This is a genomic window from Frankia sp. ACN1ag (genome assembly GCF_001414035.1).
Taxonomy (GTDB): domain Bacteria; phylum Actinomycetota; class Actinomycetes; order Frankiales; family Frankiaceae; genus Frankia; species Frankia torreyi.
Window position 1 is genome coordinate 76,106 of the sequence record NZ_LJPA01000018.1, and the last position, 12,500, is coordinate 88,605.

Consider the following 12,500-nt stretch of genomic DNA (forward strand, 5'->3'; position numbering starts at 1 on the left):
CATCACGACCCGCGCCACCGGCCCAGACCCAGACCGTTTCGCGGCGGCGGCTGTCCGTGCGCTGGCCGCACAACGCCCCGAACCTGGACGCCAGCTGACACGTGATCGGCTAGGAGCTCTTCCACGTCCCGACCCGTCAGAGTTGCCGACCATCACCTACCTTGTCAGTGGCGAGGTGCTGCCTACAGGGGCGCGTCCAGGGCTGTCAGGATCCGCGGTTCAGCCCGAGTCGGGCCTCGGACCGGCAGCGTCGTAGAGGCGGGCGAGGGCGGCCGCGGCGCGAGCCAGGGCGGCGCGTAGCTCCGGGGGGTCAAGCACCTCCAGCTCGGGGCCGAGTGCCAACAGCTCGCCCTGCGCGTGGCGGACCGACTCGATCGGCAGCCGCGCGCGGACCCATCCGTCCGCCTCCGGCGGCCCCGCGCTGTCCCGGATGCTCCGGCTGACGGCCGGTGGCAACCGGTGCGGCGCCAGCGCGAACCCGGCCGGCGACAGGCGCACCGTCGCCGTCGCCCGATAGACCTCCGCCTCGTAGCGGGCCGTCCAGGCGGCCCAGTAGGCGGCGAGGTCGAAGTCGGGCGGCCGGTCGAAGCCCTCCCCGGTCGGCGTCAACGACAGGATCTTCCCGACCCGGTACACCCGCGGCCCGGTGGGCACGCTGTCCACTCCGATCTCCTCGCCGTCGCGGCTGCCGGCCTCGTCCGGGGGCACGGCGGCGACCAGGTACCAGATGCCGCTCTTGAGGACGACGCCGAGCGGGTCGAGGACGCGATCGACCTCCCGGGGGGCCCGCCAGCGCCGGTAGGTGACCCGGAGGCGGCGCTGCGCCCAGACCGCGTCGGCCACCTCGGCGAGCAGGGGCGTGTCCTCGGTCGCCCGGAACCAGCCGGGCGCGTCGAGGTGGAAGCGCTCGCGCACCCGGCCGGCCCGCTCGCGCAGCGGCTCCGGCAGCGCCGCCAGCAGCTTCAGCTCGGCCGCCGCGAGCATCGCGCCGAGGCCCAGCTCGGCGGCGGCCCCCGGCATCCCGGCGAGGAAGAGCGAGTCGGCCTCGTCCGCGGTCAGTCCCGTCAGCCGGGTCCGGTAGCCGGCGAGCAGCCGGTAGCCGCCGGTGACCCCGCGGTCGGCCAGCACCGGGACGCCGGCCTGCGCGAGGGAGTCCAGATCCCGATGGACGGTCCGGACGGACACCTCCAGCTCGTCGGCGATCTGGCGCGCCGTCAGCTTGCCGCGCGTCTGCAACAGCATCAGGACGGACAGCAGCCGGCTGGCACGCACGCCCGCATTCTCGCGCGCCAATCCTGACAGAGGAAGTCAGGTATCCCGCCCAGGATGGGTGGCGCAGGCAACACCAGCAGGTCCGAGAGGAGATGACCATGACGGGAACGGAGACGGTCGCCGGCACTGTGGCCGAGGAGACGGCCGCCGAGGAGACGGCCGCCGAGGAGACGGTGGTCGAGGCGGGCGTGACGCCGGCGGTGTGGGCCGGTCTGATGCTCGACTGTCCGGATGCCCGGGAGCTCGCCACCTTCTACGGCGAACTGACGGGCTGGGGCGTCGGCGGCGCCGACGACGAGGGCGCCTGGGCCTACCTGACCCCGCCGGGCACCACGCTCACGTTCGGATTCCAGCGGGTGGCGGACTACCGGCCGCCGCGCTGGCCGGACCAGGAGGTGCCGCAGCAGTTCCACCTCGACTTCCGGGTCGCGGACCTGCCCGCCGCGATCCGCCGGGCCGAGGAGCTCGGCGCCACCCAGGCGGAGTTCCAGCCCGGCGGCGAGCGCTGGCGGGTACTGCTCGACCCCGCCGGGCATCCCTTCTGCCTGTGCCCGCCGGCCCCCCACTGACAGGGCTGACGCCGAGTCCGGTGTGATTCCCCGCGCGCCGACGCCGTTGCGCGGGGAATCAGCCCATGGTGCGGGCGCCGTCGAGTGATTCACGCAGGATGTCGGCGTGCCCGCAGTGGTGGGCGGTCTCGGCGATGAGGTGCAGCAGGACCTGCCGCACCGACCAGCTCGCGCCGGGCTCGAACCAGGGCGCGACGGGCAGCGGGTGGGCGTCGTCGAGGTCCGCGACCTCGGCGACGATCCGTTCGGTGCGGCGGGCGACCTCCTCGAAGCGGTCGAGCATACCGGCCAGCGTCTCCCCGGGCAGCAGCCGGAAGCCGTCGCGGAACTCCTCCTCGCGGGCCGTCATGTCGCCGTCGAACGCCGCGGCGCCGACGAGGACGAAGTTCAGCCACCGCTGTTCCACGACGGCGACGTGCTTGACCAGGCCGGCGAGGGTCAGCTCGCTGACCGTGGTGCGCCGCGAGGCCTGCTCGTCGTCGAGGTTCTGGACGGTGAACCGGAGGAAGGCGCGGCGCCGGGCCAGGTTCGCCAGCAGGTCCGCGCGCTCGCCGGTGAGCGCGGGCGGGGCGGGGTCCGCCGCCTGCTCGTCGGTCCCCGTGCTCGCAGTGGCTCTGGTCGCGCTCTCCATGGCGGGGCCCGCGCTGGTCGGGCTTGCTGTGGTCGAGATGGCTGTGGTCGAGATCGCCGTGGTCGCACCGGTTTGCGTGGTGGTCATCGCCTGTCGCCCTTCGTTGTCTGTCTGATGAGGTCACGCTAGGGGTCATTGCGGCCAAGTCCTGACCTCAATCGGATGGCAGGCCTTGGCTGGATGGGTCGCACAGCTCGTGGCGGGCGGGGGCCGGCTGGACGGCGTGGCCCGGTTCCGCAGGGAACGCCATGATCACCGAGGGTGGGTGCGGAGGCGTGGCCCGGTTCCGCACCATGATCGGTGGAACCGGAATCGGGGCCCGGCTGTGGGGTGCGGTTCCGCGGAACACCGGAATCGCTGGGGTCTGGGCCGGGGCTGCTGGGCCGGGGCTGCTGGGCCGCGGAGGCGAGTCCGCGTTCACCATGCTGACGCCCTACTGAGCGTAGGGGACTTACTCGTCTGGGTCTAGGACAGGGCGTAGACGCGGCGGGCGTTGTCGGCGCAGACGAGCCGGGCGATCCGGGCGGCGTCGGCGGCGGTCCAGGCATCGTCGTCGACGCCGTCGGCGAGGAAGGCGGCCAGGCCGCGGCGGAACAGGGTCGCGCCGAGCAGGAACAGCTCGCCGAGGGCGTAGGCGTCGGTGGAGAACAGGAACTTGCCGAACGGGGCGAGTTCGAGGGCCTGCGCGATCAGGCCGATGGAGCCGCGACCCGTGTTGTTGATCGCGAGCCCCAGGTCGAGGTGGACGTTGGCGAACACCTGGGCGAGGTAGGCGGCCTCGCGGTGGAACGGATAGCAGTGCAGCAGCAGGACGGCGACCTCGGTCGGCGCGATCGCCCGCAGCAGGCCGGTGAGCAGCAGCGGGTTGCCGCGGGCGAGGTCCAGATCGGCGTCGCCGTAACCGACGTGGATCTGTACCGGCAGCCGCGCCTCGACCCCGCACCAGATCAGGAACGAATGCAGGACGGGGTCGTGCAGCCGGATCGCGGCGCCGCCCCGGATCTCGTTGATCCAGGTACGGGTGGCGGCGGCGACCTCCCGATCGGTGGGTCGCCGCGCCGGCAGGGCCAGTCCGGCCCGGTAGGCGGCGACCGACTTCACCGCGACCGTCGACGGGGTGCGTTCCGCCAGCCGGGCGCGCACCGTGTCGGCGAGGTGGGTGACCCCGATCTGTCCGGTGAGCACGTCCACGGCCGCCCGTTCCGCGATCCGTTCGAGGCGCACGACGTCGAGACCCCGCCCGCCGGCGAACCCGGCGAGGTCCTCGGCGCCGGTCAGCGGCTCGGGCTGGAAGCCGGCGTCGACGCAGAAGGTGCTGATGCCGGACGCGCCGAGCAGCCGCCGGTGCACCTCGGCGTGGCCGAGCTCGGCCCGCCGCTCCAGGTAGGTCTCGGGGTCGGCGTGCGGCGGAAGGTCGAGCGCCGGGGCGCACCAGCGCCGCAGGGCGAGGCCGATCTGGCTGTCGAACAGCGTCGTTCCGGGTGGACCAGGCCGATCGGCCTCGGTGAGCATGCTCTCGAACTCCGGGCGGGTGAGGTCACGCCGGACGAGGCCGTGGCAGTGATGGTCGACGAGCTCGAGGTCGACGAGTCCGTGGTCGACGAGCTTGAGGTCGACGGGCCCGTGATCGACGGGCCCGTGATCGACGGGCCCGTGATCGACGAGGTCGTGATCGACGAGGTCGGGTCCGCCGACACCTCCGGAGCGCCCCATCCCTGACTGATCCCCACGGGACGGCGCGGTCATGCCTGGCCACGGCAATCACCTTGAGTAACCATTCTCTGTGCGCGGCGCCTGTGGATAACATGTGGATTACTTTGGCCTGCCTGGGGACAGTCGAGCCGAACATCAGTGATGTTGGCGTATTTTCAGATCTTCTTGCCGAGGCGAAAGCTGTGGACAACTCCTCGGACGGTCGCCCGATGCACAGTGGGCATCTCCGGCGAGATCGCGACTCAATCTTACTGTCCGTGACAGTCGGATCGGTGTGGGCGGGGTCTCGTCCGGCGTCTCGCCCGACATGGAGCCCGCTGACGCGCGAGCATGGTGCCAGGCGAGAGCCACCCGTGGTCGGATCCGTGGGGAAGGCGACATCCGTGGGACAGCGATATCCGTGCCGCACGCGGCCTCCGCGGGAAGGCCGATCATGAACGACCCTGCGTGGGACCGCGCCGCGCCGCGGATCAGCGCCACCGGCGGCCGCGAGCGCGACCGGCTCGCCGCGGCGGCCCGGCATGCGGCGACGAACCTGGAGGTCCGCGGCGTCGTCTGCGTCGCCTGCACCTTCGTCGACAACAGCGGCATCACCCGGATGAAGGGCGTGCCGGTGGGCCGGCTGGACGCGGCGGTGGTGTGGGGCGTCGGCGCGTCCCCGGTGTTCGACGCGTTCGGCGCCGACGACGGGATCACCGCCGGCCGCGTCGCCGGTGGTCCGGTCGGCGACCTGCGGCTGCATCCGGACCTGGACCGGCTGACCGCGCTCGCCGCCCAACCTGGGTGGGCGTGGGCGCCGGCGGACCGCCGTGATCAGAGCGGTGTGCCCCATCCCCAGGACGCCCGGGAGCTCGTCCGGGTCGAGACGGCGCGCCTGGCCGCACGCGGGCTACGGGTGGCGATGGCCTTCGAGATCGAATGGGCTGTCGCGCCGGCCGGTGCCGACGGGTTCACCCCCGCCGCCGGCGGCCCCGCCTACGGGATGACCCGCGTCGCCGAGCTCGGCGACTATCTCCGCGACGTGGTCGCGGCGCTGACCGACGAGGGGCTCGTCGTCGAGCAGATCCATCCCGAATACGCGGCCGGCCAGTTCGAGGTCTCGGTCGCCGCGCAGGACCCGCTCGCCGCCGCCGATACCTGCGTGCTGGTGAAGGAGACCGTGCGCGCGGTCAGCGGGCGCCACGGCCTGCGCGCCTCGTTCGCGCCGAAGGTCCTCGCCGACGGCGTCGGCAACGGCGGCCACGTCCATCTGAGCCTGTGGGGCGAGGATGACGGCGAGGACGGGGGCAAGGACGGGGACGGCGCGGCGCCGGGCGCCGGGTGGAACGGCGGTGGTCGGGTCAACCTGATGGGGGGCGGGGACGGCCCGGGCGGACTGACCGCGGCCGGCGAGGCGTTCACCGCCGGGATCCTCGCCCGGCTGCCCGCGTTGATGGCACTCGGCGCGCCGAGCGTGGCCTCCTATCTGCGGCTGGTGCCGTCCCAGTGGGCGAGTGCCTATGCCTGCTGGGGGTTGGAGAACCGGGAGGCTGCGCTGCGGATGATCCCCGGCCCGCCGGCAGCCGCGGGCCGGGCGGCGAACCTGGAGATCAAGTGCTTCGATCTCGCCGCCAACCCCTACCTCGTGGCGGCCGGGCTGCTCGCCGCCGGGCACGCCGGCCTGGACGGCGAGGCGCGGCTGCCCCCGCCCGTCGACGTCGACCCGGCCTCGCTCGACCCCGCCGAGCGGACCCGGCGCGGGATCGTCCGGCTGCCGACCGACCTCGGCCTGGCCGTCGCCGCCTTCGCGGCCGACGACGTCCTGCGCCGCGCCTGCGGTCCGGCGCTGCACGACACCGTCGCCACCGTCCGGCGCGCGGAGATCGACCGGTTCGCCGATGCCGACGCGGCCACCGTCGTGGCCGCCACCCGCTGGCGCTACTGATCCCGCCGGGGCTTCAGGTGAGGCGGTGCAGCCCGGCGGTCTGGAGGGCCCGCTCCAGGTCGTCCACGCCGAACGCCTCGACCGGGCCGAGCGCGCCGACGTGACGAACCGTGCCCGCGGCGAGGTGCCCCGCCATCCAGGCCATGATCCGCCCGGTGAACGTGTACGGGTCGTGGCCGGCCAGCGCGACGGTGGCGAGCTCCCGGCCGGCGCCGTCGCGGGCGCAGGCGATCACCCGAACCCCGGCGCGCGCCCGGCTCGGGGCGTCCGGGCCTCGCCCGCTGGTCGACCGGGCGGCGCGGGCCAGCGCGCCGAGCGCCGCCCGCGTCGGCGGCAGGCGCCGCAGCCCGGCCAGCGGGAACGACAGCGCCTGCGCCGCCCGGGCGCCGCCACCGCCGCCGAAGTAGGTGGCGACGTCGGTCAGCGCCGGCGCCAGGCGGGGCAGCGTGATCGCCTCCCCGCCGGACCACAACACGGCCCGCCGGGCGCGCAGTGCCGCCCGGCCGGCGTCCACGGCCCGGTCGGCGGGGGTCGAGAAGGTGCGCGCCTCCCGGGCGAGGGGACGCTGCACGAGCCGGCCGCCGCGCAGGGCGAGGACGCCGTCGCCGAGCGCGGCCAGCAGCGTCGCCCGCGTTCCGCTGCTCATCCCCGTCGGGCCGGTGACGAGGTAGCCGACGTCGAGCCGGCGGGCCGCGCCGCCGGCCTGGTGCAGGGCCAGCGCGCCGGCCAGGTTGCCCGGCACGAACTCGAAGCCGGCGCCGGGCAGCAGCGCGCACCCGACCGCCGCCGCCCGCGGCCCGACGTCGGCGAAGACGTGGCGCAGGAACGCCCCTTCGCCGGAGCAGTCGACGTAGTGCGCCCCCGCCGCGGCGGCGGCCGCCACCGCCGGGCGGCCGAGCTGGTCGAACGGGCCGACCGTGGAGACGAGCACGTCGCCCGCGTGCAGCAGCCGGCGCAGCGCCGCGGCGTCCCCGGCGTCGGCGACGGCGGTCGGCAGCCCGTCGTGGCCGGCGGCGAGCGCGGCGACCCGCGGGCCGGCGCGGCCGGCCAGCACCGGCCGGTGCCCGGCCGCGACGAGCGCGGCGGTGACCAACCGGCCCGTGTAACCGGTCGCGCCGAACACCACGATGGTCCCCGGCGGTGCGGAGTTCGGCGGCGCGGAGTCCGGTGGCGCGGAGTTCGGCGATTGCATGAAGTTCTCCGGCCGCGTGGGGGCACCGCCCGCTGCGGCCGCCGCCGTGCCGTGGTCCTTCATAGCGCCGTCCTTGTGGTGACGTTTGTCTGAACAGTCGAACGTGACCCCCGACACGTTGCTTTGGCGCGTGGGAGCGTCGGCCCCTCACAATGATGCGCACCCCGTCCGAGGAGGCGCGCGTGCGTAAGGTTCTGGTCGCAAATCGCAGTGAGATAGCCGTCCGCGTCTTCCGAGCCGCACAGGAACTAGGGCTGCGCACCGTCGCGGTCTACACGCCGGAGGACGTCTCCGCGCTGCACCGGACGAAGGCGTCCGAAGCCTACGAGCTCGGCGGGCCGGGCCATCCGGTGCGGGGCTACCTCGACATCGACGCGCTGCTCACGGTGGCCAAGCAGGCGGAGGCGGACGCGCTGCACCCCGGCTACGGCTTCCTGTCGGAATCGGCGGTGCTGGCCGAGGCGTGCGCGGCGGCGGGCGTGACCTTCGTCGGCCCGCCGCCGGCGGTGCTGCGGCTGACGGGAGACAAGGTCGCCGCGCGCGACGCGGCGATGGCGGCCGGGCTGCCGGTGCTGCGCGCGTCGGCGCCGCTGCCGGACGGGCAGGGCGCGGCGCAGGCGGCCGAGGAGGTCGGGTTCCCGCTGTTCGTGAAGGCCTCGGCGGGCGGCGGCGGGCGGGGCCTGCGCCGGGTGGAGCGGGCGGCGGACCTCGCCGACGCGGTGGCCAGCGCCTCCCGGGAGGCCGCGGCGGCGTTCGGCGACGGGACCGTGTTCCTGGAGCAGGCGGTGGATCGCCCCCGCCACATCGAGGTGCAGGTCTTCGCCGACTCCTACGGCAACATCATCCACCTGTACGAGCGGGACTGCTCGGTGCAGCGCCGCCACCAGAAGGTCGTCGAGATCGCCCCGGCCCCGATGCTGGACGAGGCGATCCGGGCGAGCATCTGCGCGGACGCGGTTCGCTTCGCCCGGCACGTCGGCTACGTCAACGCCGGCACCGTCGAGTTCCTCCTCGGCGCCGACGGCCGGTACACGTTCATGGAGATGAACCCGCGCATCCAGGTCGAGCACACGGTCACCGAGGAGGTCACCGGCGTCGACCTCGTCGCGGCCCAGCTCCGCATCGCCGACGGGGAGAGCCTCGCCGACCTCAATCTCGGCCAGGAGCAGATCACGCTGCGTGGCACCGCGATCCAGTGCCGGGTCACCACGGAGGACCCGGCGGACGGCTTCCGGCCCGACACCGGGACGATCAGCTTCTACCAGTCCCCGGGTGGCCCCGGCGTCCGCCTCGACGGCGCGACCTACGCCGGCGCGGAGATCAGCCCCTACTTCGACTCGTTGCTGGTGAAGCTGACCGCGCGGGGCAGCACGCTGGAGAAGGCGGCTCGGCGGGCGCGCCGGGCGCTCAACGAGTTCCGGGTCCGCGGTGTCCGGACCAACATCGACTTCCTGGGGCGGGTGCTGACCGACCCCGACTTCCTCGCCGGCGGGGTGACGACGTCGTTCATCGACGAGCGCCCGGAGCTGCTCCTGCCCGGCCGGGGCACCGACCAGACCAGCCGGACGCTCGCCCGCCTCGCCGAGAGCACCGTCAACGGGTTCCGGCGACCGGCGACCGCCCTGGTCGACCCGCGCTCCCGGCTGCCCGAGCTGCCGCTGCTGCCCGACGGTCAGGGGGTGCCGATCGGCCCCGGCTCGCCCGCCTGCCTCGGGGCCGGGGCCGGGGCCGCCGGCGTCCAGGGGTTGCCCGGCGCGGGCGTCGCCGGCGTCGGGGTGCCCGCCGGCTCGCGGCAGCTGCTCACCGAGCTCGGCCCCGCCGGCTGGGCGGCGCGGCTGCGAGCCCAGGAGGCGCTGGCCGTCACCGACACCACCCTGCGTGACGCCCACCAGTCGTTGCTGGCCACCCGGCTGCGCAGCTTCGACATCCTCGCGGCGGCGCCGTCGTTCGCCGCCCTGACGCCGAACCTGCTCAGCCTGGAGGCGTGGGGCGGGGCGACGTACGACGTGGCGCTGCGGTTCCTGGCCGAGGACCCGTGGGAGCGGCTCGCGGCGCTGCGGTCCACCGCGCCGAACCAGTGCCTGCAGATGCTGCTGCGCGGCCGCAACGCGGTCGGCTACACGCCGTACCCGGACGACGTGGTGCGGGCGTTCGTCGCCGAGGCCGCCGCGACCGGCGTCGACATCTTCCGGATCTTCGACGCGCTTAACGACATGGAACAGATGCGCCCGGCGATCGAGGCGGTCCTGGAGACCGGCACGGCGATCGCCGAGGGCACCCTGTGCTACACCGGCGACCTGTCCGACCCCGGCGAGCAGATCTACACCCTCGACTACTACCTGCGTCTCGCCGAGCGGCTCGTCGCCGCCGGCGTGCACGTGCTGGCGATCAAGGACATGGCCGGGCTGCTGCGTCCCGCCGCGGCGGCGACGCTGGTCACCGCTCTGCGTGAGCGGTTCGACCTGCCCGTCCATCTGCACACCCACGACACCGCCGGCGGCCAGCTCGCCACCCTGCTCGCCGCGTCCGCGGCCGGGGTGGACGCCGTCGACGCCGCCGCCGCGCCGATGTCCGGGGGCACCAGCCAGGTGAACATGTCGGCGCTGGTCGCCGCGACCGACCACACCCCGCGGGCGACGGGGATCGCGCTGTCGGCGCTGTCGTCGATGGAGGCCTACTGGGAGGCGGTGCGCGACCTGTACGCGCCGTTCGAGGCGGGCCTGCGGGCGCCGACCGGGGCGGTGTACCGGCACGAGATCCCCGGCGGGCAGCTCACCAACCTGCGCCAGCAGGCGATCGCGCTGGGGCTCGGGGAGCGCTGGCCGGCCGTGCAGGAGGCGTACGCGGTCGCCAACGAGCTGCTCGGCAAGCCGATCAAGGTGACGCCGACCAGCAAGGTCGTCGGCGATCTGGCGCTGTTCCTCGTCGGTGGCGGGGTGGACGTCGCCACACTGCGGGAGCATCCGGAGCGCTTCGACCTGCCCGCGAGCGTGCTGGGCTACCTCGCCGGGGAGCTCGGCACGCCGCCGGCCGGGTTCGCCGAGCCGTTCCGGGAGCGGGCGCTGGCCGGCCGCCACCCGGCGCCCCCGTCCGCCGACCTCGACCCCGCCGACGCCGCCGAGCTCGCCGTCCCCGGCGCCCGGCGCCGCGCGGCGCTGTCCCGACTGCTGTTCCCCGGCCCGTGGAAGGACTACCTGGCCGCCGCCGACAGCTACGGCGACTCCTCGCTGGTCCCGACGGAGGCCTACCTGTACGGGCTGCGGCCGGGCGCGCCGGTGGCCGTCACGCTGGAGCCCGGCGTCGAGATCATCATCGAGCTGGAGACGCTGTCCGAGCCGGACGACGCCGCCATGCGAACCCTCTACCTGCGGGTCAACGGCCAGCCCCGCCCGGTCCGGGTCCGCGACAACTCCATCACGGCGACGACGGCCTCGGCGCGGCGCGCCGACCCGGCGGACGCGAACCAGATCGGTGCCGGGCTGCCCGGCATCGTCACCTTCACCGTCGCCGCCGGGGACGCCATCACCCAGGGCCAGAAGCTCGCGGTGGTCGAGGCGATGAAGATGGAGGCCGCCGTGACCAGCCCCGTCGCCGGCACCGTCGGCGAGCTCGTCCGCGCCAGCGGCGACTCCGTCGAGGTCGGCGACCTCCTGCTCGTCGTCCGCCCCTGATCAGAGGGCTCTCGACTTCGCACCCGCAGGGCCCGCCGCGCGATCCCGGCGGCGGGCCCTGCGGGTCGGGTCCGGCCTCACCGGGCCCCGGGCGTCGCCGGGCGCGGGCGGAACACCCAGGCCCGCAGCAGCAGGAACCGGATGACGGTGGACAGCAGGTTCGCCAGCACGAGGACCGTGACCTCCAGGCCGCGGCCGGGATGGTCGCTCGCCGCGTGCAGCGTCGCGAGCGAGCCGCTGGTCAGCCCCAGCCCGATGGCGAACACCACCAGACCCTGCAGGTGATGGCGGCCGGCCTGGGCCGCACCGGAGAGCCCGAAGGTGAGCCGCCGGTTCGCCGCCGTGTTCGCCACCGCGGTGATGAGCAGCGCCAACAGGTTCGCCGCCTGCGCGCCGGTGGCCGTCCGCAGCAGGACGAACAGCACCAGGTAGGCCAGGGTGCTGGCCACGCCGATGACGGCGAAGCGGACGAGCTGACCCGGCAGCCCCCGCGGCACTCCCGGCACCTGCACCCCTCCCGCCGCCCCGCCGCTACCGTCCATGCCGCCGCCGTTCACGCCGCTACCGTCCCCGCCGTTACCGTCCCCGCCGCCGCCGGCGAGGCCGGCCGCGGCGGTCAGCGGGCCGCGGCCGAACTCCCGGCGCAGCTCGGCCAGCGGCAGCGCCCCGGTACCCAGCGCCCGTAGCAGCCGGACGACCCCCTTGAGGTCCGCGATCGCCGTGTTGAGCACGTCGACGCGGCTGTCCGGATCGTCGATCCAGTCGACGGGCACCTCGTGGATGCGCATCCCGGCCCGCTCGGCGAGGACGAGCAGCTCGGTGTCGAAGAACCAGCCGGTGTCCTCCACCAGGGGCAGCAGCGCCGCGGCGGCGTCGGCCCGGATCGCCTTGAAGCCGCACTGCGCGTCGGAGAACCGGGCGGCGAGCGTCCCGCGCAGGATCAGGTTGTAGCAGCGGGAGATCACCTCCCGGCGTGGCCCGCGCACGACCCGGGAGGTGCGGGCGAGCCGGGTGCCGATCGCGAGGTCCGAATGCCCGCTGATCAACGGCGCGACCAGCGGCAGCAGCGCGGCGAGGTCGGTCGACAGATCGACGTCCATGTAGGCGAGCACCGGCGCGGGCGACATCGCCCAGGCCGCGCGCAGCGCCCGGCCGCGGCCCTTCGCGTCGAGATGCACCGTGCGCACCCCGGGCAGCTCCTCCGCCAGCGCCAGCGCGATCCCGAGAGTGCCGTCGGTGCTGGCGTTGTCGGCGATCGTGAGCTGGAACGGGTAGGGGAACGTGTCGCGCAGGTGCGCGTGCAGCCGCCGCACGCAGGGGGCGAGGTCGTCCTCCTCGTTGTAGACCGGGATGACGACATCGAGCACCGGGCGGGGTCGGCCATCGTCCTCCACCGCCGTGCTGGCGTGCGTCTGCTCCACGGGAACGCGCTGCGTGGGGGCACCGGTTCCGGTCGCCGAGGAAGGCATCCACGTCGTCATGCTCCTCACTCTCGGTCGGCGAGCTGTGTCACCCGTGTGCCCATGCT

The 12,500-nt window shown here is 74.6% G+C and carries 8 protein-coding genes; 3 read left to right on the forward strand and 5 right to left on the reverse strand.

Going from position 1 to position 12,500, the window contains the following annotated elements:
- Positions 1-219: 219 nt before the first annotated feature.
- Positions 220-1,272: a YafY family protein gene (locus UK82_RS17595; protein WP_055408260.1), complete on the reverse strand. Its 1,053-nt coding sequence runs from the start codon at positions 1,270-1,272 to the stop codon at positions 220-222.
- A 98-nt stretch (positions 1,273-1,370) separates the two neighbouring features.
- On the opposite strand from UK82_RS17595, the gene UK82_RS17600 reads away from it, so the two are divergent.
- Positions 1,371-1,841 carry a VOC family protein gene (locus UK82_RS17600; RefSeq protein WP_055408207.1) on the forward strand — a complete coding sequence of 157 codons (471 nt, stop codon included), beginning with the start codon at positions 1,371-1,373 and terminating at the stop codon, positions 1,839-1,841.
- A 58-nt stretch (positions 1,842-1,899) separates the two neighbouring features.
- Here UK82_RS17600 and UK82_RS17605 read toward each other — a convergent pair whose 3' ends face one another.
- Together UK82_RS17605 and UK82_RS17610 are read right to left on the reverse strand one after the other, a co-directional pair.
- Positions 1,900-2,559: a DinB family protein gene (locus UK82_RS17605; protein ID WP_152989930.1), complete on the reverse strand. Its 660-nt coding sequence runs from the start codon at positions 2,557-2,559 to the stop codon at positions 1,900-1,902.
- 378 nt (positions 2,560-2,937) lie between these two features.
- Complete coding sequence (locus tag UK82_RS17610) at positions 2,938-4,185, reverse strand: amidohydrolase family protein (RefSeq protein WP_396230579.1); 1,248 nt, start codon at positions 4,183-4,185, stop codon at positions 2,938-2,940.
- 433 nt (positions 4,186-4,618) lie between these two features.
- Here UK82_RS17610 and UK82_RS17615 point away from each other — a divergent pair, with 433 nt between their 5' ends.
- The gene (locus tag UK82_RS17615) at positions 4,619-6,109 is read left to right on the forward strand and encodes a glutamine synthetase family protein (protein ID WP_055408211.1); all 1,491 of its coding nucleotides are present in this window, start codon (positions 4,619-4,621) and stop codon (positions 6,107-6,109) included.
- Between the two features lie 13 nt (positions 6,110-6,122).
- Here the strand turns inward: UK82_RS17615 and UK82_RS17620 are convergent, their stop codons facing one another.
- The gene (locus UK82_RS17620; protein WP_055408212.1) at positions 6,123-7,364 is read right to left on the reverse strand and encodes a saccharopine dehydrogenase NADP-binding domain-containing protein; all 1,242 of its coding nucleotides are present in this window, start codon (positions 7,362-7,364) and stop codon (positions 6,123-6,125) included.
- A 119-nt stretch (positions 7,365-7,483) separates the two neighbouring features.
- Between UK82_RS17620 and UK82_RS17625 the strand changes: the two genes are divergently transcribed.
- Positions 7,484-10,972, forward strand: a complete 3,489-nt coding sequence (locus tag UK82_RS17625; protein ID WP_055408262.1) for a pyruvate carboxylase — start codon at positions 7,484-7,486, stop codon at positions 10,970-10,972.
- Positions 10,973-11,049: 77 nt separating this feature from the next.
- On the opposite strand, the gene UK82_RS17630 is transcribed toward UK82_RS17625, so the two are convergent.
- On the reverse strand, positions 11,050-12,453 hold the full coding sequence (locus UK82_RS17630; protein ID WP_199865429.1) for a bifunctional glycosyltransferase family 2/GtrA family protein: 1,404 nt from the start codon (positions 12,451-12,453) through the stop codon (positions 11,050-11,052).
- Between the last annotated feature and the right edge of the window lie 47 nt (positions 12,454-12,500).